Consider the following 22,089-nt stretch of genomic DNA (forward strand, 5'->3'; position numbering starts at 1 on the left):
GTCGCTAATCGCCCTTCATCGATTCGACAACTGATGGGCCGCCAGATATCGGCTCGCTGATCAGCGGCTCTCGCCCGGCTGGCTCCTCGTGTCGACCGTCGACGGCCACCCCGGGGGCAGTTGCCGTTGGTTTCGCCACGGACAGCGGATCCGCGATGTCCTCCAAGGACTGCCCCTCCGCGTTCACTCCGAAGAACCAGGCGACCAGGCCACCGAAGATCATGAACCCGGCGCCGATGAGGTACCCCACCGTGAGCGGGAACCGGTCGGGGCTCGGGTTGTCCGCGCCGCCGACCAGATGCCCGAAGAGGAACGGCGCGACGACCCCGCCCGCGCCCTGCGCGATGGCGAAGAAGAACGAGATGGCCTGACCACGCAGTTCCAGCGGGAAGATCTCGCTGACCGTGAGATAAGCAGACGACGCCCCCGCCGAGGCGAAGAAGAAGATGACACACCAGAAGATGGTCTGGGTGGTGGCGTTGAGAATGCCCGCATTGAATGCCCACGCGGAAACGAAGAGCAACAAACCGGAGCCCACATAGGTGGCACAGATCATCTTCCGGCGGCCGATACTGTCGAAGAGCGGGCCGAGTACCAGTGGGCCGATCAGATTGCCGACCGCGAACGGGAAGAAATAATAGCCCGTGTGATCGGCCGGCACGTTGTAGAAATTGATCAGCACCAGGCCGACGGTGAAGAAGATCGCATTGTAGAGAAAAGCCTGCGTAGCCATCATCGTGAATCCGAGAAAGGAACGCGATGGATATCGTCCGAAGAAGATCCGGGCCATTTGCAGGTAGGACAGCCGATCCGCGTCCACGATGTCCAAGGCTTTGCTCTCGTCGACCGCGGGGAGCTCGATCCCCCTACTCCGCAACTGCCCTTCGATCTCGTCGACGGTCCGCTCCGCTTCCTCGGCCCGCCCGTGGGTGAGCAGCCAGCGCGGGCTCTCCGGAATGTGCCTGCGCAGGAAGATGATGATGAAGCCGAGGACGGGTCCGATGAAGAATCCGATACGCCATCCCCAGCCGGTCGGGATGAATCGCTCGTTGAACAGGATCAGGCTCGCGGCCGCTCCCAATGCCGCGCCACCCCAGTAGGTGCCGTTGATCGCGATGTCGACCCGGCCCCGATATCTGGACGGCATGATCTCGTCGATCGCCGAATTGATCGCCGTGTATTCGCCACCGATTCCGGTGCCCGCGATGAAGCGGAACAAGTACAGCGACCATGCGTTCCAGGAGAAACCGGCCAACCCACTACCGATCAGATAGATCGCCAGGGTCAGGATGAACAGCTTCTTGCGACCGAGCCGGTCGGTGAGCCTGCCGAACACGAGTGCGCCGACGACCTGACCGGCCAGGTACCACGAGGCCATCGCGCCGACCTGCCCGGAGGTCAGATGCAGCGTTTCGACGTCTTGCAGCGGTCCACCCATGCTGCTGACGATCTGGATCTCGATTCCGTCCAGGACCCAGGAGACCCCGAGCCCGACGACGATGAGCCAGTGGAACTTGGTCCACGGAAGCCGGTCCATCCGAGCGGGAACCAGACTTCGTACGACCTTGGTTTGCGTTTCCAGCACTTGACGGATCACCTCGATTTCAGAAGAAGGCCGGACCGTCGAGGGGCCTGCGCCGAGCCCCCGACCGAGCGCCACACAGGGATCACCTCGCCCCCTCACGAACTCGACCAGTGGGCGGGACCGACGCCCGGAACGCGGAAGCCCCAGCACAGCGCGGTCGTGAGCCGGGATCGCGCCTCGACATCTGCACGGGTGTCGCTCCTCAACGGCCTGAGCGGAACACGGTTACGCCCGATTTACGTAAATATTGGATCGTTGTGAATTGTGCCACTAGTTGGCGGCTCATTAAAGCCCGGCATCCTTCCCGCCCCCAGGCGACACTCGGCGCAGCTTGCCGAGCGGCGGGTCAGGCGGGGATCAATCTTCGGGCAGTGGCGATCAGTCCGCCGAGCGGTGGGATGGTGGCCAGGTGTCGCCCCATTCCGCGTCCCTTGCCTCGCGGTACGACTCGCCCTGTCGTTTCGAGACGAGGGTTTGCCGCACGCCGTCGTCGGCCGTGCAGACTTCCAGCGTGACCAGGCCCTTACGTTTGAGCGGATGTCGCAGGATTCGACCCGCGGCGGGGGCGTGCGCGGTCCGAGAGGCGATCACATAGGAGAACTTCTCGTCTTCATGGCCGAGTTCGCCCCCCTTCAACCGCCGGTGCAGGGACGTCCGGTTGATTCGCGTGCTGAAATGGCACCAGTCCGTCCCCGCGGCGAGCGGGCACATCTGTTGGTGCGGGCAGGGGGCCACGACCGTCAGACCGGCTTCGATCAAGACGTCGCGGGCGGAGAGGATTCTGCGATGGCCGTCCGGAGTTCCCGGCTCGATGACGGCCACCACTTCCGCCCCCTCGGCCGCCCTGGCCACCAGATCGGCTTGGTCTGCCTCGGAGAGTTCGCTCAGCACATAGGAAATCGTGACGAGGTCCGCTCCGCCGAATGCTTCCTGAGCGGCGAACGAGGTCCGCCGCCACACGGCGGAGCGCACCGCCGCGGAGGTGGCGTCGGCCGCGAGCTTGCGCCCTAAAAGCAGTGCTTCGTCCACCTGATCCAGTACGGTCGCCTCGGCCAAGGAAGGGAACAGTTCGCTCGCTGCCCATAGCGCCGCGCCGGTGCCCCCGCCGACGTCGAGCAGTGTCTCCGGCCGAAAGCCGGGCGCCTGCTCGGCGAACCGCTCGAGCGCACTGTGCACAGCGGCCCACGTCGCGGGCATGCGATAAGCGGCGTAGGCGGTGACGTCGGCGGTCGAAGCGAGAATCGGCGCCGCCGCCGGGCGCGGATCCCGGTAGCGCGAGATCAGCCGGTCGACCGAGGTGGCAAGCTGCCGCTGGGGAACGCCCGCGCATGCCCGGTCGAGGGCCTCGACAAGTTCGACGGGCAGTTCCACCCGGGATAACTCCTCTGGTCTGTAATGGCCGGCCCGTCATTCTGTCATTGCGGTGCCGACCCTACTTTCCTGGCGCTGTGCGGCAGCGTTCCAGTGCGTCACACCTGGGGCGGAGGTAGCGCGTGGATGGCGAGGAGGGCGGTGTCGTCCTCCACCCCTGGTCCGAAGGAGTCGAGCAATTCCCGGATGGCTTCGATACCGCCGGATGCCGTCACGGGCGCCAGCGCGCGAGCGAATTCGAGGAGGGCTCGATCGCCGTAACGACCGCCGTTCTCCGTGACGCGAGCTTCGGTGAGTCCGTCCGTATAGAGCAGCAGCGTGTCCCCGGCCTCCAGCCGGAAGCTTCTGGTGACGATCCGGGCGTGCGGGATCGCCCCGATCAGCTGGCCACCCTGGGTGTGCATCTCTTCCACGGCGCCGTCGGAACGCAGGAGCAGCGCCGGCGGGTGCCCGCCGCCTGCCAATGCGATGTCGCAACCGCCGCGATCGGCAGTGGGACGGATGAGCCCGAAGATGATCGTGCAGAACCGGGGCCTGTGACCGTGGTATCGCTCGGTGAGCGTGGTGTTGAGCGTGTCCAGCACTGCGGCTGGGTCGTGGGTGTAGGCGGTGGCCGTGCGCAGTGTGTAACGGGCCAGTGAAGTGAGTGTCGCGGCAGGAGCTCCTTTGCCACAGACGTCGCCCAGGAACATTCCCCAGGTGTCGGCAGTGATGGGGAACAGATCGTAGAAGTCGCCGCCGACCTCGTCGGCAGAGGCGATGTGGTAGTACGCGGCGACTTCGACGCCGGGGACCTGAGGCAGTTCGGGTGGTAGCAGGGTGGTCTGCAAAGTGGCGTTCAGACGCTGGAGGCGTTCGCGCTCCTCCTCGGCTTCGCGCCGTGCCCGCAGCAACTCCGTCTCGTAGGCCCGGCGCTCGCGGGCGTCGAAGACGGTGGTGCGAATCAGTAGCGGTTGCCCCTCCCTGCCGGTTTTGACGTGCGAGCTCACCAGGACGGGTAGTCGCCGACCGTCGGCGGTCTTCATTTCCAGGGCAATGCCACGGATGTCGCCCTGCATCCGCAGCAGAGGTGCGAAGTGGGTTTCGTGATAGAGGCGACCGCCCACGGTGAGCAGGTCGGAGAAGTGTTTGCGTCCCACCAGTTCGTCGCGCCGCCAGCCCAGCCAGTCCAGCAGTGTGGCGTTCACTTTGGCGATGCGGCCGTCCAGCGAGGTGGAGAGGTATCCGCAGGGGGCGTTCTCGTACAGGTCCTCGGCGCTGTCCTCCAGTAGCGCGGCGAACACCGCGTCGTCGTCATCCGCCCCCGCTCCGAGAGCGCTGGCGCCGTCTCGGTCGCCCGCCGCGCTCGTCATCCGGTTTCCGCGGCGAAGGCGGCGATGGCGGCGGCGGTCTCGTCGGGAGAACTGAGCTGCGGGCAGTGTCCGGTCGCGGCGAGCGTGACCAGCCGACTGCCCCTGATCCGTTCATGGACGAACGCCCCGACCTCGGGTGGGGCGATGGCGTCGGCCGAGCACTGCAGAATCAGCGTGGGTACACCCACCGCGTCCAGATCGTCCCGGTTGTCGGAGAGGAACGTGACGCGTGCGAAGACGCGCGCGATCTCGGGGTCGGTGCGGCAGAAACTGTTGGTGAGTTCCTCGGCCAGCTCCGGCCGGTCCGGGTTGCCCATGATGACCGGCGCCATCGCGCCCGACCAGCCCAGATAGTTCGCATCGAGCGCCTCCAGCAGTTCCTCGATGTCGGCGGCGCTGAAACCGCCTCGGTACCCGGTGGCCGGATCATCGATGAAACACGGCGAGGGAGTCACCAGTACCAGTCCGGCGAATGCCGCGGGCTCGCGTGCGGCGGCCAGCACTCCCATCGTCGCACTGACCGAATGTCCTACGAAGACCACCGGCCCCAGTTCCAGCTCGCGAAGTAGCGCCAGCACATCCTCCACGTAGCCGTCCATGCTGGAGTAACGCGACGGGGTCCACGCCGAGAGATCCGAGCGGCCCGCACCCACGTGGTCGAACAGGACGACGGTGAAGTCACGCTCCAGAACCGGTGTGACCAGGCGCCACATGTGCTGGTCACACCCGAATCCGTGGGCGAGCACGACCACCGGTGCGCCGATCTTGCCGCGCACGATCACATGGTTCCTGCTCAACACCGCCACACAGACACCTTCGCAGAATATCTACGCTGACGCCCACCACCGATATTTTGCCAGGTTGCCCCCTCGGGTGAGGCTCCCGGGCAGCAGCGGAGTGGATGACATCCGGCACGGCGGACCGCCGCCTCGCGCACTGGCGCGATCGGCCGCTTTCTGACTGATCAATCGATGGTCTTGCCAAGTCCTTCAGGGGTGGATAGGACTATCGGCGTGGTTGATCAACAGAATGTAGCCCGCACTGTCATGGCGGTTTCCTCGGCCGTGGTCGCCGTCTGCGCGGTGGCGGTGACGGTGAAGCTGATGGGCGCCGATCTCGACCCGGTCCAACAGCCGCGGGTGTTCGATCAGACTGCGTTGGAGCAGCAGGTGGCGAACAGGCTGCAGGGCGTGGGGGATCAACCTGCCGGTCGAGTGACCTGCCCCGGTTCTGTTGTGGTCCAGGTAGGCAACCAGTTCAAATGTCAGGCCTGGACGTACCTTCACTCGAAGGATGTGCTGGTCGAAGTGATCAGCGACCAGGGCGAGATCTCGGTGACCCGTTCGTAGCACCCGAGGCCCGGCCCGCACCTGCGGTCCGGTGTTCAGCGGCGGAACCTACGTTCCAGAATGCGCTGGGCTTGGTTGCGGTGGACGGCAGACCAGGCTTGGACCCGGATCGCCCACCAGGGGGCGATGTCGCGGGGTTTGGTCGTGACGGCGTGCGAGACGAGGTCGGAGGCTTCGTCGACGGTCAGACCGGGGGTGCGGCTGAAGTCGGTGGGGGCGCTCATCCTGGTGTGGACCAGGGGCATGTAGATCGATGTAGTGGTGACATCGTCGCAGGCGATTTCGGCGGCCACGCTGCGCAGCCAGACGTCGAAGGCCGCTTTCGAGGCGATGTAGGCCGACCAGCGTGGACTCGGCGGCAGGAGCACGCCCCAGGTGGAGATATTCACGATATGCCCCTGCTTGCGTGCACGCATATGGGGCAACAGAGTAAGCAGCAGCCGCACCGGGCCGAGATAGTTGATGTCGATGGTGCGGGTGAAATCGTGGAAGCGATCGTAGGACTCGGCGATGGGCCGCCGAATCGACTTTCCCGCATTGCTGATCACGGCATCTATGTGCCCGTACTCGGCCAGCAGTGTCCGGCCGAGCAGGTCGACGGCATCCAGGTCGGTCAGGTCGGTCGTGTACGCGTGGGCCGTGCCACCGTCGGCCGCGATGTCGGCGGCCAGCTGTTCCAGTTCCGGGCGGGACCGGGCCACCAGCGGCACCACCGCGCCCGCCGCGGCCAGCTTCCGCGCACTGGCCTTGCCGATACCGTGCGAGGCCCCGGTCACCAGCACCACCTTGCCTGCGACAGCCGCTCGTAGCGCTTCCTCGGTGGGCCGGGCTGTCGGATACAGCAACCGGATCGCCAGCCGTTCGGCGAGTGACCGTCCACTGTTCGTGGCCGGAGTCTCGTTCACAGCTCGACTGTATAAGGGCTGATCCGAGAACTCACGTGTCATGGCGAACTGGACCCGAGTCGGCGTCGATAGGCGCGCTCGCCCTTTACCCCCCGGAACGAATGATCTGTTCGATATTGCGCTCAGCCAGCGCGCTGATAGTCAATGAAGGATTCACTGTTCCGGTGCTACCCGGCACAGCTGCTCCGTCCATCACGTACAGGTTCCGATAGCCACGCACCCGGCCGTATCCGTCCGTTGCGCGCCCGATCACCGCTCCGCCCAACGGATGGGAGGTGAACGAGGCGTCCGCGTCGAAGGCGGGTCGAGAGATGGGCTGACAGTTGCAGGCCGCCTTGTTGTTGACTTCCCTCGCTCGCGCGAGATAGCTGGCAGCGCCGTCGGCCGGCCACCGCAGTTCCACGCGCCCGTCGGCCGGGTCGCAGACGAACCGGCCGCGGGTGTCGTCGAGCACGATGCCCAACGATGCGAGAAGGGTGGTGTCGAAGGGCGTCGTGCCGGGGATGTACCAGTTCTCCAGCGACACGGGTGTGCCCGCCTCGTCCAGAATCCGGCTCGCCGACGGCGTGCCCTGCGTGCCCACCTCGAGCGTGCTGAGCGGCCGTGCCAAGGCGACATCGCCGTTGCTGCCCCAGCCTTCCCCGACGTGCTCGTTCAGGTTCGGCAGCGCGCCGGTTTCCCGGGCACGCACCAGCAGTTCGGAGGTGCCGATGGAGCCCGCGGCCAGGAACAGCATGTCGCAGGTCAGCGTCCGGGTGCGGAGCACTTCACCGGTCGGGTCCAGTTTGGTCACGGCGACGCTATATCGACCCGACGCTCCCGGTTCCTCGGCGATGGCATCCACGCGATGGCCGGGGTAGATCCGGGCACGGCCGGTGCCCTCGGCGTAGCGCAGGTAATTCTGGTTCAGATCGAATTTCGCGCCGTTGGAGTTGCCCAGGTTCGAGCAGCCGACCGTCGCCGACGGCCTCGATCGCCCGGCCAGTTCGGCGCGGATGACATCCCAATTCCAGGTGCCGTCGATACGTTGCGGCGTATAACCGGCCACGCGGACCTGTTCGTCCCAGGCCCGCGAGTGCACGAACGCGAAAGAGTTGTAGATATCGTCGGGTATCACGCTGGGGCGCAATACTTCTCGGACCTTGGGGTAATAGACGTCGTGCATCTCGCGATAGTCGACCACGCCGCGGAACACATAGTCGAAGAATCGCTGCTCCGGCTCGATCATCACCCCGGTGAACACCACCGAGCCACCGCCCACACACGCACCGCGCCACACGTCGATGCCCGGGTAATTCGTGACATCGAGGACCCCGCCGAACGGATCGATCTGCAGTGGGATCCGGTTCACCCCGGTAAAGGTCGTGCGATGCCAGAAGCCGCGGCCATCGGGAATCGTGTCGGTGGCGAAGATGTCACGCCACGGATCATTCGGCCAGCGCGACCCGCGCTCGAGCACCGCGACCTCGATCCCCGACTGCGCCAGACGCAGCGCGGTGACCGACGCCCCGAACCCCGATCCGATGACGATCGCGGGCACATGGTCGGCGGGATCCGGCAGCGGCGCGAAGATCTCCGGCACCAACATGCGGTACATCGATGTTCTCGGGCTCGGGCTGAAATCGTCCGCCCACGCCGCAGACGCGGCCGTGCTCGCACCGGCGACACCGAGCATCGTCGCGGCCAAGCCGGCACTCTTGACGAAACCACGCCGGTCCATCGTGCCTCTCGTTCGATCCGAACGTCGCTCCACAACACTTCAGCACCCGCATGGATGACCATGCGTAGTACCTTCCTGGCCCAGCTCATCGGCACCGCCTAGTCGGCGACATCCGTTAACGCTAATAGTTCAGCAATGTAATAGCTACTCTTTATCATGAGGAGTGGGTCGGGAGTGAGGAGGCGGCGATGTTGACTCGCGCCTGGATTCGGTGGCTACTCACTCATGGCCTGTTACGGACCTATCTCCGATGGGCGGCACGCCGGGGTGACCCGCTCGGGCAAATCGCTGTCGGCCAGGATCGCTTGCTCGGCTCATCGCCATATATCGAGGAGATCCGGCGGCGCGGCCGTATTCCCAGCATGTCGGGCGTACACGTGACGGCAGACTACGAACTGTGCCGACTCATCTTGCGCGATCGACGCTTCGGTGTGGTCACCCCATTCCATCCAGCCCTGCCGAAGCCGATCCGCCGGGCGCTGGACAAAACGGATCTGGGGCTTCCCAACCTCGGGGAGCCGCCTTCGATGCTCGTGACCGATCCGCCGGATCACACCCGGTACCGACGCCTGGTCCGGCACGCATTCGGCCCGAAGGCGATCGCGGCGCTGGAGGGACGAGTCACCGAAGCGACCAACGACTTACTCGATCGCCTGGAATCGAAGCCTCGCCCTGATCTGATCGAGGACTTTTCCGCACAGCTGCCCGTCACGGTCATCGCCGAGATCCTCGGATTGCCCGCCGACATGCATCCGACCCTGCTGAAATGGGGAGACACAGGTGCGCCACTGCTCGAACGTGGCCTGAGCTGGACCACCTACCGCCACGCCATCGAAGACTTGGTCGAGGTCAAACAGTACTTCGACCACTACCTCGACGAACTCGCCGCCGAACCGAACAACGACGTACTCAGCATGCTGGCGACCGACGGCGAAACCACCCGTCGCGAGCAGGTGGCCAACGCGGCCCTGCTGCTGGACGCCGGCTTCTTGACGACAGTGAACATGCTCGGCAACGGAATCGTCCTACTGACAGGCCATCCAGACCAGCTGGAATCGCTCATCGCGCAGCCGGACTTGTGGCCTAACGCAGTCGAGGAAATCCTGCGCTACGACGGTCCCGTGCGGATGACCGGCCGGGTCGCGAACTGCGACGTCGACATCGCCGGTGAGCGCATCGAATCGGGTTCCCTGGTCCTGCTGTCGTTGGCCGGCGCCAACAACGACCCAGCAGTCTTCCCAGATCCCCACCAATTCGACGTGACCAGGGACAACGCCACGGAACATCTCGCGTTCAGCAGCGGGATACACGGCTGCCTGGGAGCCAGGCTGGCCCGGCTGGAAGGCGCCGTCGCGCTGCGAACCCTCTTCGAGAGGTACCCGAATTTGAGCCTGGACGGTCCGCCGGTCCCCCATCCCTTGCGGAATCTGCACGCCTACCGCTCCATGCCCGCCAAGCTCCTTGCCGACTAGATACCGGGTTGTGCGACGGCGTCGGGCCGGTCCGGCGGGGTCGTCGAAGGAGTGAGGTGCTTCGGCTTCTGGTTGGCGGAATATCGGCGTTGGCCGGTCTGGGGGTCAGCCGGCCTGAAGTTTCACCACCGGATCGAGGCCCAGATCGGTGATGTATACATTGCCCGCCGAGTCGACCGCCACGCCCTGGGGATTCTTCAAGCCGGTGAACGGCAGTGGGGTGGGCGTCGACGCGCCGGCCGCCAACCTCACCACCCATTTGTTACCCCAGTCCACGACGTACACATCTCCCGCCGTGTCGACCGCCAAGCCCTGGGGATCTTTGAGCCCGGTGAATGGCAACATGGTCGGCGCCGACGCGCCCGCGGCCAACATCCTCACCTGCTCGGTACCCAATTCGGTGACGTATAGGTTGCCCGCCGCGTCGACCGCCACACCATCGGGACCTTGGAGCCCCGTCAACGGCAGCGTCGTCGGCGCCGCCGCGCCCGCCGCCAATTTCAGCACCCGATCATTCCCCCGATCGGCGACGTATACGTCGCCAGCATTGTCGACCGCCACACCATGGGGATCCTTCAGCCCGGTGAACGGCAGCGGGGCAGGTGTCGACGCGCCCACCGCCAATTTCAGCACCCGATCGTTACTCGTGTCGCTGACGTATACATTGCCCGCCGGGTCGACCGCCACATCCTGGGGATTCTTCAGGCCGGTGATAGGCAGCGGGGTCGGCGTCGACGCGCCCGCCGCCAATTTCAGCACCCGATCGCTACCCATGTCGGTGACGTATACGTTGCCCGCCGGGTCGACCGCCACACCGGTAGGCAGGCTGACGCCGGTGAACGGCAGCGCAGTCTGTGCTGAATAGCCCGGGGCGATAAGTGTGGGCGAGTTGCCACCGCCGCCTGATCCCCGTTGGACACCGACGACGACAGCTACGGCGGCCACCACCACGGCGACCGCGACCGCGAGCAGTCCGGCGGTCTGGCGCGAGAACCTGATTCGCCGCCCATGGCGCGTAGCCACGCCCACGGTGGGACTGACGGGCGAATCGCCCAGCGCGGCGCGGGCGGCCGCGGCCAGTTCACGCACAGTCTGGTAACGATCGCGGGGGTTCTTGGCCATCCCCTTCGCGATGACCGCATCGAACGCAGTCGGTACGTCGGGTGTGGTGGCGCTGGGACGCGGCGGCGGGCTGTGCAGGTGATGGGCGATCACACCCTGCATCCCGAATTCGCTCGCGAACGGCGGCCTGCCGGTCAGGCATTCGAACAACACGCACGTCAACGCGTACACGTCCACTCGGGCGTCGGCCTTGACCTCGGCGTCGATCTCCTCCGGCGCCATGTAGGCGAGGGTGCCGATGGTCTCGCCGGTCGCGGTCAGCGTGCGGTCATCGGCGGCGTGGGCGATCCCGAAGTCGATCAGGGAGGCGAACTCATCGGTCCCCAGCAGGATATTGGTGGGTTTGACATCACGGTGAACCAGCCCGGCGTCGTGAGCCGCCTGCAGCGCACCGGCCACCTGGACGATGATCGCCACTGCCCGCCGCGGCGACAAGGCACCTTCCCGCGCGATCAACGTGCGCAGGTCGGTGCCCTCGATCAGGCGCATATTCAGATAGAGCCGACCGTCGATATCGCCGAAGTCGTGGATGGGGATCACGTGCGGCTCGGTCAACTGCGCCACCGCCCGGCACTCCCGGCGGAACCGCTCGCGCAGCTGCTCGTCATCGGCGAAGCGCTCGGGCAACACCTTCAGCGCCACCACCCGATTGGTCAGCGAATCATGCGCCCGCCACACCTGGCCCATGCCGCCCTGACCCAGCAGCGATAACAGCCGATAGCGCCCGAACGCCTCGGTTGGCCCCGACCCCCGGGCGGTGTCCCCGCCATTCACTGACGTGTCATCCATGATGCCGTCCCGTGACCACTTGTCTGGCTAACGGCGTACTCGCTTGCAGTTGCACCCGCGAGCAGGTAGCTCCACACTAGTCGATTCAGCCAGGACCGAGGCTCGATAGTCAGGCGGTATCGTCGGTGTACCCGAGGTTATTCGGCGGCCACTCGGTACGCGCAGCAGGTGGCTGCTTCCTCACCCCGCACTGCGCAGAAGCTCGACGTACGGCGACGACCGAACCAGGACCACAACGGTTCTCGGGCAACGAGGCCGTGTTGGCTGCGGCACTGCCACGGGTCGAGGCAGTCAGGGTTGATCCCGCAAGCGAAGAAACGTCTTGTACCAGGAATGATGGAGCCGCCTGGGGGAATCGAACCCCCGACCTTTTCATTACGAGTGAAGCGCTCTACCGACTGAGCTAAGGCGGCGTGCCTTTCGGCCAGGGAAGTCTATCGTCTCGCAGGCCCGATCGCGAAAACGGGTGGTCACGGTCACTGGGCGCGGGCCGCGATGAGGGCGGCGGCCATGGCCGCGAGAGCGAAACGGGGTTTGACGTTCTGGTCGAGCGCGGTGCGGCAGACCAGAACGGCCTCGATGGACTTCAGCAGACCCTCCGGGCGCACGCGGTCGGCCAGATCGTGAATCTCGTCGGACAGGTCGGGGTGGGTGAGCGCGACGCCGGAGCCGAGCCGGGTGGCCCCGAACCGCACGGCCAGTGCGTCCCGATAGACGCCCGCGACATCGATCAGGGCACGATCGAGGGCGTCGCGGCCGGTGCGGGTCGCGCGGGACTTCTGCCGCCGCTCGAGGTCCTTGAGCACGCCCGCGGAACCGCGGGTGGCGCTCGCCGCGCCCTTGCCGGTACCGCCCGCGCCCAGCGCGGTCGCGAGTTCCTCGCGCTCGCGTTCGTCGCGGGCCGCGCTCATCTGCTTGGCCTCGTCGTCGGCCGCGCGCACCAGTTCGTCGGCGGCGGCATAGGCCGCACCGGGCTTCCCGGCCGCGGTGACCAAGGCCAGGGCACGCTGACGGCGGGCGCGTGCCTCCTCGTCGGTGGCGAGCCTGCGGGCACGGCCGACATGTCCGCCGCTGATGGACGCGGCCCAGGTAGCGGTCTTCTCGTCGAGGTTGTCGCGCTCGCGGAGCACTCGCGCGATGGCGGGCACCGATGGCGTCACCAGATGCACGTGGCGGCAGCGGGAACGCAACGTGATCGAGATGTCCTCCGGGTCCACCGAGGGTGCACAGAGCAGGAACACCGTCCGGTCCGGCGGCTCCTCGACAACCTTGAGCAGCACGTTGCCCGCCGCCTCGGTCAAGCGGTCGGCATCCTCGATGACCACCACCTGCCAGCGCCCCGTGCTGGGCCTGCGCGAGGCCACCTGCACGATCTCGCGCATCTCCTTGGTGCTGATGCTCAGCCCCTCCGGCACCACCCGGCGAACGTCGCCGTGCGTGCCCGCCATGGTCGTGGTGCAGGCGTGACACCTACCGCACCCGGGCGTCGCCGGATCCGTGCACTGCAGCGCCGCCGCGAAACACAGCGCGGCAACGGATCTGCCCGATCCGGGCGGGCCGGTGAACAACCAGGAGTGCGTCATCGCGCCCTCGACCACGCCCCCGCGCGCAGCGACCGCGGCAGCCGTCAACTCGGACTCGACCGCCTCCTGGCCGACCAACCGATCGAAGACTCCCGCCACGTCGTACACCCTAGCCGCCCCTCCCGACAGATCCCGGACGGTCTCGGACACCACGCACGCCACCGTCGACGGCCCGCATACACCAGGCCCGGACACACCGTCCGGCTCGCCCGCGCACGGCCCGGCCAGCCGACACCACCCCACTCCGCCACGCACCGCTCGGCCGGTCACACGCTGTCCGACTGAGCCGTGCACACGCAGCTCGGCGGGAGCGGCTGAGTCGGACCGCTATGGATCTTGTCAGCCCATGCGGCCGCAAGCCCTGTTCCGGAACTAGGAGACGCGCTGCTGCGTGCTGTTCGCCCCGTCCAGCTCCTCACGGATGATGTCGGCGTGCCCGGAGTGATGCGCGATCTCCCGCAAGATGTGCAGCACCGTGTAACGCACCGACTGCCAGATCCGCTCCGGAGTCCACGGCGTCGTGGGAGTGGGGATCGAGGTGTCGAGACTGTCCACCGAACGGATCAGCTCGGCCGTCTCCGCCGCCACCTCGTCCCAGTCGGCCAGCAGGCCGGTCAGGGTCTCCTGCTCCGCCATGACGTACTCGCCGCCGAACTTCGAGACATCCAGCTCCGCGTTCTCGTCCCGTCGCACGATCACCGAGGTCCAGTGCCGTTCGCAGCTGACCAAGTGGTGCAGCAGCCCGCCGAGGGTCAGCTCGCTGACCGTGGTCCGCCGCCGCGCCTGCTCGTCATCGACGCCGCGCAGCGTGATCCGGAAAAGCTCGCGCTGGTCGGCGAGCATCGCGATCAGATCCTCGCGCTCCTGTTCGGTACTCATGGCGCTGAGGCTACGGCTGTGGCCACGAGCCGGGAACTCACGACTTCCCGACGCCGGTCTTCTTCGCCGCCGCCTTCTGCGCCGTGGTCTTCTTGGCCACCGTCTTGGTGGTGGTCGCCTTCTTGGCGGCGGTCTTCTTCGCCGCGGTCTTCTTGGCGGGCGCCTTCTTCGCCGCGGCCTTCTTGGCGGTCTTCTTCACCGGTCCGCGCGCACGCCGGTCGGCGAGCAGTTCCATCGCCCGCTCCGGGGTGATCGATTCGATCTCGTCACCCTTGCGCAGTGTCGCGTTGGTCTCGCCGTCGGTGACGTACGGGCCGAAGCGGCCGTCCTTGATCACCATCGGCTTGCCGGTGGCGGAGTCGTTTCCGAGTTCCCGCAGCGGAGCGGCGCTCGATGCCTGCCGTCCACGGCGCTTCGGCTCGGAGTAGATCTTCAGCGCCTCGTCCAGCGTGACGGTGAAGATCTGATCCTCGGTGTTCAGCGAACGCGAGTCGGTGCCCTTCTTCAGGTACGGCCCGTAACGTCCGTTCTGCGCGGTGATTTCCTCGCCGCTGGCCGGGTCGGTGCCGACCACGCGCGGCAACGACAGCAACTTCAGCGCGTCGTCGAGTGTGATGGTGGCCAGATCCATGGACTTGAACAGCGAACCGGTGCGCGGCTTGGGCGCCGCGGCCTTCTTCGCGGTCTTCTTGGCGGGCTCTTGTCCCTCCTCGGCCTGCGGTTCGGGCAGGACCTCGGTGACGTACGGACCGAAACGTCCTTCCTTGGCGACGATTTCGTGCCCCGACTCGGGATCGACGCCGAGCGAACGGCCCTCCTGCGGAGTGGCGAACAGCTTCTCGGCGACCTCAGGGGTCAGCTCGTCCGGCGGGAGATCGTCGGGGAGATTGGCCCGCTGAGAAACCGCGTTGCCTTCGGGGTCATCGGGATCGGTGACCATCCGCTCCAAATAGGGACCGTACTTGCCGACCCGGACGACGACGTCTCGATCGGCGGCATCGCTGAACAGCTTGATGGAGTTGATCTCGCGGGCGTCGATGTCATCGAGCCGCTCCCCCACCATCTTCTTCAGACCGCCGGACCGCGCGACCGAGCCCTCCACGCCGTGATCGCCGCCGAAGTAGAAGCTGGACAACCAGTTTCCGCGCTGCTCGCGGCCACCGGCGATGGCGTCGAGGTCGTCCTCCATGGCGGCGGTGAAGTCGAAATCGACCAGTCGGCCGAAATGCTCTTCGAGCAGGCCGATCACCGCGAACGCCACCCACGACGGCACCAGTGCGCTGCCGCGCTTGTAGACGTAGCCGCGGTCGAGGATCGTCTTGATGATCGACGAATACGTCGACGGGCGGCCGATGCCGAGCTCTTCGAGCGTCTTGATCAGCGACGCCTCGGTGTAGCGCGCGGGCGGATTCGTGCTGTGCCCATCGGGATTCAGCTCGACCGCGGTGACCGCCTGGCCTTCCTCGAGTGCGGGCAGCCTGGACTCGGCGTCGTCGGACTGGCCGCCCGCCTCCTCGTCGACGCTCTCCACATAGGCCTTCAGGAAGCCGGGGAACGTGATGGTGCGGCCGGAAGCAGAGAAAACGCACTCTTCGCCGGTGCCAGCGACGCCGGTTATGCGCAACGTCAGCGTGGTGCCCCTGGCGTCGGCCATCTGGGAGGCGACCGTGCGCTGCCAGATGAGTTCGTAGAGGCGGAACTCGTCGTTGTCCAACCGCGCGTGCAGTTGGCCGGGCGTGGCGAAGGTGTCGCCCGCTGGACGGATGGCCTCGTGCGCCTCCTGCGCGTTCTTCACCTTGCGGTTGTATTGCCGCGCGGTCGGGTGCACGTACTCCGAGCCGTAGAGCTGGGTCGCCTGCGCGCGCGCCGCCGCGATGGCCGACTCCGACAGCGTCGTCGAGTCGGTGCGCATATAAGTGATATAGCCGTTCTCGTACAGTCGCTGCGCCACCCGCATGGTCCGCTCGGAGGTGAAACGGAGTTTGCGCCCCGCCTCCTGCTGCAACGTCGAGGTCATGAACGGCGGATAGGGCTTGCGGGTGTACGGCTTGGCCTCCGCCGAGGAGACCACCAGGTCGGCGCCGTCCAGCGCCTCGGCCAGCCGCCGCGCGTAGCCCTCGTCCAGCACGACGACGCCGTTGGTGGACTTGAGCCGTCCGTCCGATCCGAAATCGCGTCCGGTGGCGACCCGTGCGCCGTCGACGGTGACCAGTCGCGCGCCGAAGGTTCTCGGGTTGGTGGCGTCGCTCGCCTGGCCGTTGCCCGCGTCGAGCTTGGCGGCGATGTCCCAGTACTCGGCCGAACGGAACGACATCCGCTCGCGTTCACGCTGCACGATCACCCGGGTGGCCACCGACTGCACGCGACCGGCCGACAGCCGCGGCATGACCTTCTTCCACAGCACGGGACTGACCTCGTAGCCGTAGAGCCGGTCCAGGATGCGGCGGGTCTCCTGGGCGTCGACCAGATCGTTGTCGAGGTCACGGGTGTCCGCGGCGGCGGCCTGGATGGCCGGCTCGGTGATCTCGTGGAACACCATCCGCCGGACCGGCACCTTGGGTTTGAGCGTCTCCAGCAGGTGCCAGGCGATCGCCTCGCCCTCGCGGTCGGGGTCGGTGGCCAGGTAGAGCTCGTCGGCGTCCTTCAGCAGACTCTTGAGCTCGGTGACCTTGGCCTTCTTGTCCGGGCTCACGACGTAGATGGGTTCGAAGTCGTTGTCGACGTCCACGCCGAGACGCGCCCAGGACTGGCCCTTGTACTTGGCCGGGACATCGGCCGCACCACGCGGCAGATCCCGGATATGGCCGACCGACGCCTCGACCGTGTAGTTACGACCGAGGTACGGCGCGATCTTGCGGGCCTTGGTCGGGGACTCGACGATCACGAGACGACGCAGGGGACGGCCCTGGTCGGCTGCACCGAGGTCTCGTGTTGCCACCGGCGAATACACCTTTCCTGATCGACCCGCGCTGCGTCTTTTCCCGCTGCGCGCGGCTGGGGTGAGCGGCTGCGACGGCTGAACATCGCACCAGACACGTTTATACCGTGACGCCGCGTGTGGTCGAGTGCTTGCGACTCGAACCACCGAGCGTACGCCCGTGAGTTCGAATCAGTATGCCTTGCCGTTTCGCCACACCTGCGCCGCGGCATGCTCGGCGGACCGTTCCGCCGGCGCACGCGGGCCGTGACTACCCCAGATATAGCTCGTCCCTCACCCCGTTGCCGGTGGTGAGGGACGAGCTGTGGATCCTTGCGCCGCTCAGCTGAGCGCACGCACTCCGGTGGCCTGCGGGCCCTTGGTGCCCTGGCCGACCTCGAACTCGACCTTCTGGTTCTCCTCGAGGGTGCGGAAACCCGAACCCTGGATCTCGGAGTAGTGGACGAAGACGTCAGCGGAGCCGTCCTCCGGCGCGATGAAGCCGAACCCCTTCTCCGCGTTGAACCACTTCACAGTTCCCTGTGCCATTCTGTTCCTTCTCTTTTCTTACCGGAACGGCGGACAACTGGGTTCGTCCACCGGGTCCGTTGTGACCGCTGTACTGTTGGTTCCCCCTGCAGGAAAGCACCAAGCACACCGTTCGCAACATCGATCCTGCTGACGGTTTGGACTTTGGATCCGTCCCTCGAACACAGAAGCTTGCGACCAGGAACCAGTGAACCATGTCTTCGGGCAATTCAACAGTCGAGTTACCGACAATTTGCAAAAAAGTTGATCTTGCGAATGCGCAGGTGAGGGACACAATGGCGGAATCCAGACTTGGGGTTCGTTTGCCTGGTGATAACCGAGTCGACGTTCAGCAAAGAAGCTGTGACCCAGGTCGCTATTTGGTATCGAAAAGGCAGGTGGAGGTTCCCGGACACACACGTTTCACACTCCCCGAGCGTGTTGCGGGGTTCCGATCGTGAATCCGCCCGACTTCGCGCTGCGCGGGCGGCCGGGAACCGAGCTCGGCTACGGGACATCGTTGCTGAATCGTGTCCTAGCCGGAGGCCTCGATGGCGACCCCCGGCTCACGCACGTGGCCGAGTTGCCCGCACGAGCCGCCGAACACTCCGAATGGCCCGTCTGGGCATCGCCGGAAGTGATTGCGGCATTGCGTGAGACAGGCGTGGCGGCGCCATGGCGGCATCAGGTGGACACCGCGGAGCAGGCGTTCCGCGGACGGCACGTCGTCGTGAGCACCGGGACCGCCTCGGGCAAATCGCTCGGCTATCAGCTTCCGGTGCTCACGACGCTGCAAGCCGATCCGAAGGCCACCGCGTTGTATCTGTCGCCGACCAAGGCGCTCGGCGCCGATCAGCTGCGCGCGGTCGGCGAACTCACCCACGAAGGTCCGTTGCGCGATATACATCCGGCCACTTACGACGGCGATACGCCTGCCGAGATCCGGCAGTGGGTACGCGCCAACGCGCGCTGGATCTTCACCAATCCGGACATGCTCCACCTCGGCATACTTCGATCGCACCAGCGCTGGGCGCGGGTGCTGCGCAGGCTGCGTTACGTGGTGGTCGACGAATGCCACGCCTATCGCGGTGTTTTCGGCTCGCACGTCGCGCTGGTGTTGCGCAGGCTGCGGCGGATCGCCGCACGATACGGCGCCGATCCCGTGTTCGTGCTCTGCTCGGCGACCTCCGCCGAACCGGCGGAGGCCGCGTCGCGCCTGATCGGCGCGCCGTGCACCGCGGTCACTCGGGACGGATCGCCGCAGGGACCGCGGACGATCGCGCTCTGGGAGCCACCGTTGCTCACCGCCGTGACCGGCGAGAACGGTGCGCCGGTGCGCAGGTCCGCCACCGCGGAGGCGGCGCGGATCATGGCGGATCTGGTGGCCGAAGGCGCGCGGACCTTGACCTTCGTGCGCTCCCGCCGAGCCGCGGAGCTGACCGCGATGGATGCCAAAAGGCTCTTGGGCGAGGTCGATCCGGACCTCGCCGCACGCGTGGCGTCCTACCGGGCGGGTTATCTCGCGGAGGATCGGCGTGAGCTGGAAGCCGCTTTGTCGGACGGATCGCTGCTCGGCGCCGCGACCACCAGCGCACTGGAACTCGGCGTCGACATCGCGGGACTGGATGCCGTGGTCATCTCGGGTTTTCCCGGAACGGTCGCGTCGTTCTGGCAGCAGGCCGGGCGGGCGGGACGGCGCACCCAAGGGTCACTGGTGCTGCTCGTGGCGCGGGACGATCCATTGGACACCTACCTGGTCCATCACCCCGAAGCGCTGCTCGGAAAGCCGATCGAGGCCACCATCACCGACCCGCGCAACCCCTATGTGCTGGGTCCGCAACTACTGTGCGCCGCGCTGGAGTTGCCGCTCACCGACGCCGAGGTGGACGAACTGGGCGCCCGTGAAGTACTGGCCGAGCTGACCGTGAAAGGACTGATCAGGCGGCGTGGAACGGGAGATCGCGCGCGCTGGTACGTGACCGCGGAGACGCAGCCGCACGACGCGGTGGACGTCCGGGGCGGAATCGGCGCACCGGTGGCCATCGTGGACGGCGAGACCGGCAGGCTGCTCGGCACCGCCGATGCGGGGCGGGCCAGGGCGACGCTGCACCCGGGCGCCGTGCACCTGCACCAGGGCGAGACCTATGTCGTCGACGAGCTGGATCTCGTTGACGGCGTGGCCTTCGTGCACACCGCCGAGCCCGGGTGGACCACCAGTGCGCGCCAGGTGACCTCGATCGTGATCGACGCGGTGACCGAGCACCGTGCCCACGGTCACGTGACGGCCGGCCTGGCCCGGGTGCGGGTCACCAGCCAGGTGATCGGCTATCTGCGCACGCTGCTCACCGGCGAAGTGCTCGACCTGGTGGAACTCGACCTGCCGCCGCAGACACTGCCGACCAGGGCGGTCATGTACACGGTGACACCGGAATTGCTGGCGCTGGCGGGGATCGCGCCCCAGGACGTCCCCGGGGCGCTGCACGCGGCCGAGCACGCGGCGATCGGGCTGTTGCCCCTGGTGGCGACCTGCGACCGGTGGGACATCGGCGGTGTCTCCACCGCCGAGCACCCGGATACCGGACTGCCCACCGTCTTCGTATACGACGGCCAAGCCGGCGGGTCGGGATTCGCCGAGCGCGGGTTCGCCCAACTGCGCCAGTGGTTTACGGCGACCTTGTCGGCCATCGAGTCGTGCGGCTGCGTGGCGGGCTGCCCCTCCTGCGTCCAATCACCCAAGTGCGGCAACGGGAACCACCCACTGGACAAGGCGGCAGCGGCGCGCCTGCTCACCGCCGTACTCGCCGAACTGTCCGCTGGTGCGGACGCGCCGCTCGATTCGTGACGGCGCAGAGCCGGACACGTGACCAATTGTCGACCTTGCCAGCGCACACGCTGGGAGGGCTGGGAGACCTCCCAGTGGAATGCCGCCGCTTCACCCCGGTCGAATAAAGAGGATTAGATTCATGTTAACCAGACTATTGCCACTTCATCGTTTGTGGACATGCGCATTCCTCCCTTTTAGATATCCCGGGTCCGCGCGGGCATTTCCCTGAGTCCGCTTTTAAACCCGCCAGTTAAGTTTCCGATTTCCGCCACTGGAAGCGACGCGGGGCCGACTGTGTATCGAACTCCATCACTCTTCAACCGGTCCGGCCCGTGCGCTCGCCCGAACGATCCGATCGCCGTACAGACCTATTGGTACATTCCTTTCCACAGCCACCGTGGCGTCCCACTCCACCGCCTCGCAAACACGGATTCGCGCACCCATCCGCCGTGCCACCTGGTCCGCCTCAGCACATGCGACGTCGACGCCATCGACCAAGGCTCCCGCCGCGGTCAGTGCCGCCGAATCGGCGGCCGCCTGCGCCCGATGCCGCGCCACCACCACGGCCCCCACCTGCGCGATCAATAGCGTCACCGCGATGAGGGCCGCGAGCGCCAAGCAAGCGAACACGGTGGCCAACCCCTGTTCGCCGCTCACCCGAACCCGCAGCATGCGAGGGACACGCCTCGGGCTGCGCTCGCTGATCGGAACCCGCTCACCGTTCCCTGTCACGTCTCGCTCCGGGCAGCGTCGCGAACCGGAATCCGACCGTGACGGGCACCGCCGCCCACGAGAAGCCGGGCCACCATCGGCACCGCCTTCATTCGGTGGCTCCGGGCTCGAGGGTCGCGACCGCCTCCGCGCGGAGGGTGAGCAGCGGCAGAAGCGGGGTCCGCGCGGAAACCACGGCGATCACACGAGTGCCCTCGGTGCGGAGTGCGATGTCGGCCGACGGCGGGGCGATGCGCTCCGCCGCCGGGCGGGCGTTCGCGTGATCGCCCCGCGCGGCGAGGCGGGCGGCCTCGCCGGCGGCATCGACACAGCGGACCTGGGTCGATGCCGCCAGCAGGGCCCCGAGACAGAGCACGACGGTAGCGACGACCGAGGTCAGGGCGAGCGCGGCTTCGATCGTCACCCCTCCCCGATCGTCGCCGAGCCACGGTGCGGCGACAGCTACACCGATGTGTTCAGTGCCCGGTCGATGATCTTCGTCAGCGCGTTCACGATGCTGTCGCCCGTCACCACCCCGTACAGCACGGCGCCGAATGCCGCCGCCGCGATCGTGCCGATCGCGTACTCCGCTGTGCTCATGCCGTCCTCCGCGACCATCGCCCGCAGCGCCCGCGCACGCAGGCTTATATATACAGCCCGCACCCTGCGGCCCACGGACCTCACAACCCCCTGGATACGCACCCGATTCCTCCTTCCCGGCCCGTGCGGCCGGTCCGCACGAGCACGCTTCCTCCGATGCAGTGCGCGACGCTGCCGCCCGAGCACGGTCGCTTTCGCTTCGGTCCACGACGAACCGCCGACGGGTGCCGATCAGCGGCAGCGACGGGTTCCATGAGCGACCGAACGCTGGATACGGCTCAGCATGCAAAGCAGCCACCGAAGCGCCGAGTGCGTGGCACACCGCCGAGCTGCCGGGCCATAGGCGGACCGACCAGCCCCGCGACGGCCTTCCTCCCGACCG

Annotated in this window: 17 protein-coding genes and 1 tRNA gene; 3 read left to right on the forward strand and 15 right to left on the reverse strand. The window is 66.8% G+C overall.

Translation table 11 applies throughout. The features are described from left to right. Nucleotides 1-4: 4 nt before the first annotated feature. From ABZW96_RS30405 to ABZW96_RS30420, 4 genes are all read right to left on the reverse strand, one after another. Nucleotides 5-1,585, reverse strand: coding sequence for an MFS transporter (locus ABZW96_RS30405; protein ID WP_355079215.1), 1,581 nt, complete (start codon nt 1,583-1,585; stop codon nt 5-7). A 378-nt stretch (nt 1,586-1,963) separates the two neighbouring features. Then, entirely contained in the window at nt 1,964-2,956 is a 993-nt protein-coding gene (locus ABZW96_RS30410; RefSeq protein WP_355079217.1) for a small ribosomal subunit Rsm22 family protein, read from the reverse strand. 98 nt (nt 2,957-3,054) lie between these two features. Beyond that, the gene (locus tag ABZW96_RS30415; RefSeq protein WP_355079219.1) at nt 3,055-4,308 is read right to left on the reverse strand and encodes a SpoIIE family protein phosphatase; all 1,254 of its coding nucleotides are present in this window, start codon (nt 4,306-4,308) and stop codon (nt 3,055-3,057) included. Continuing rightward, on the reverse strand, nt 4,305-5,114 hold the full coding sequence (locus ABZW96_RS30420; protein ID WP_355079221.1) for an alpha/beta hydrolase: 810 nt from the start codon (nt 5,112-5,114) through the stop codon (nt 4,305-4,307). Before ABZW96_RS30420 ends, ABZW96_RS30415 begins: the two co-directional genes overlap by 4 nt. A 207-nt stretch (nt 5,115-5,321) precedes the next feature. On the opposite strand from ABZW96_RS30420, the gene ABZW96_RS30425 reads away from it, so the two are divergent. Then, entirely contained in the window at nt 5,322-5,657 is a 336-nt protein-coding gene (locus ABZW96_RS30425) for a DUF4333 domain-containing protein (protein ID WP_355079223.1), read from the forward strand. A gap of 35 nt (nt 5,658-5,692) precedes the next feature. On the opposite strand, the gene ABZW96_RS30430 is transcribed toward ABZW96_RS30425, so the two are convergent. Together ABZW96_RS30430 and ABZW96_RS30435 are read right to left on the reverse strand one after the other, a co-directional pair. Beyond that, nucleotides 5,693-6,562 (reverse strand): SDR family NAD(P)-dependent oxidoreductase, encoded by an 870-nt coding sequence (locus ABZW96_RS30430; RefSeq protein ID WP_355079225.1) that lies wholly within the window; start codon nt 6,560-6,562, stop codon nt 5,693-5,695. Between the two features lie 85 nt (nt 6,563-6,647). Next, on the reverse strand, nt 6,648-8,282 hold the full coding sequence (locus ABZW96_RS30435; RefSeq protein ID WP_355079227.1) for a GMC oxidoreductase: 1,635 nt from the start codon (nt 8,280-8,282) through the stop codon (nt 6,648-6,650). Between the two features lie 377 nt (nt 8,283-8,659). Here ABZW96_RS30435 and ABZW96_RS30440 point away from each other — a divergent pair, with 377 nt between their 5' ends. Then, nucleotides 8,660-9,754 carry a cytochrome P450 gene (locus tag ABZW96_RS30440; protein ID WP_355079229.1) on the forward strand — a complete coding sequence of 365 codons (1,095 nt, stop codon included), beginning with the start codon at nt 8,660-8,662 and terminating at the stop codon, nt 9,752-9,754. Between the two features lie 105 nt (nt 9,755-9,859). On the opposite strand, the gene ABZW96_RS30445 is transcribed toward ABZW96_RS30440, so the two are convergent. The 6 genes from ABZW96_RS30445 to ABZW96_RS30470 all read right to left on the reverse strand — a co-directional run bounded on the left by ABZW96_RS30445 (nt 9,860) and on the right by ABZW96_RS30470 (nt 17,593). Then, entirely contained in the window at nt 9,860-11,665 is a 1,806-nt protein-coding gene (locus ABZW96_RS30445) for a serine/threonine-protein kinase PknD (RefSeq protein WP_355079231.1), read from the reverse strand. A gap of 337 nt (nt 11,666-12,002) precedes the next feature. Then, a tRNA-Thr gene (locus ABZW96_RS30450) sits at nt 12,003-12,078 on the reverse strand. A gap of 63 nt (nt 12,079-12,141) precedes the next feature. Beyond that, the gene (locus ABZW96_RS30455) at nt 12,142-13,347 is read right to left on the reverse strand and encodes a DNA polymerase III subunit delta' (RefSeq protein WP_355079270.1); all 1,206 of its coding nucleotides are present in this window, start codon (nt 13,345-13,347) and stop codon (nt 12,142-12,144) included. A gap of 273 nt (nt 13,348-13,620) precedes the next feature. Then, nucleotides 13,621-14,127: a DUF664 domain-containing protein gene (locus ABZW96_RS30460; RefSeq protein ID WP_355079233.1), complete on the reverse strand. Its 507-nt coding sequence runs from the start codon at nt 14,125-14,127 to the stop codon at nt 13,621-13,623. 37 nt (nt 14,128-14,164) lie between these two features. Continuing rightward, the gene (topA, locus tag ABZW96_RS30465) at nt 14,165-17,011 is read right to left on the reverse strand and encodes a type I DNA topoisomerase (protein WP_355079272.1); all 2,847 of its coding nucleotides are present in this window, start codon (nt 17,009-17,011) and stop codon (nt 14,165-14,167) included. A 375-nt stretch (nt 17,012-17,386) separates the two neighbouring features. Continuing rightward, nucleotides 17,387-17,593 (reverse strand): cold-shock protein, encoded by a 207-nt coding sequence (locus tag ABZW96_RS30470; RefSeq protein ID WP_011206895.1) that lies wholly within the window; start codon nt 17,591-17,593, stop codon nt 17,387-17,389. Nucleotides 17,594-18,092: 499 nt separating this feature from the next. On the opposite strand from ABZW96_RS30470, the gene ABZW96_RS30475 reads away from it, so the two are divergent. Then, a complete protein-coding gene (locus ABZW96_RS30475; protein WP_355079274.1) occupies nt 18,093-20,414 on the forward strand; it encodes a DEAD/DEAH box helicase in 2,322 nt (773 codons plus the stop codon). Between the two features lie 291 nt (nt 20,415-20,705). On the opposite strand, the gene ABZW96_RS30480 is transcribed toward ABZW96_RS30475, so the two are convergent. The 3 genes from ABZW96_RS30480 to ABZW96_RS30490 all read right to left on the reverse strand — a co-directional run bounded on the left by ABZW96_RS30480 (nt 20,706) and on the right by ABZW96_RS30490 (nt 21,755). Then, nucleotides 20,706-21,053 (reverse strand): Rv3654c family TadE-like protein, encoded by a 348-nt coding sequence (locus ABZW96_RS30480; protein ID WP_355079235.1) that lies wholly within the window; start codon nt 21,051-21,053, stop codon nt 20,706-20,708. 163 nt (nt 21,054-21,216) lie between these two features. After that, a complete protein-coding gene (locus ABZW96_RS30485; RefSeq protein ID WP_355079237.1) occupies nt 21,217-21,531 on the reverse strand; it encodes a TadE family type IV pilus minor pilin in 315 nt (104 codons plus the stop codon). Between the two features lie 38 nt (nt 21,532-21,569). Then, entirely contained in the window at nt 21,570-21,755 is a 186-nt protein-coding gene (locus tag ABZW96_RS30490; protein ID WP_355079276.1) for a DUF4244 domain-containing protein, read from the reverse strand. Between the last annotated feature and the right edge of the window lie 334 nt (nt 21,756-22,089).

Origin of the sequence: Nocardia sp. NPDC004168 (assembly GCF_040610355.1) — a bacterium.
In the GTDB taxonomy this organism is placed as follows: Bacteria; Actinomycetota; Actinomycetes; order Mycobacteriales; family Mycobacteriaceae; genus Nocardia; species Nocardia sichangensis.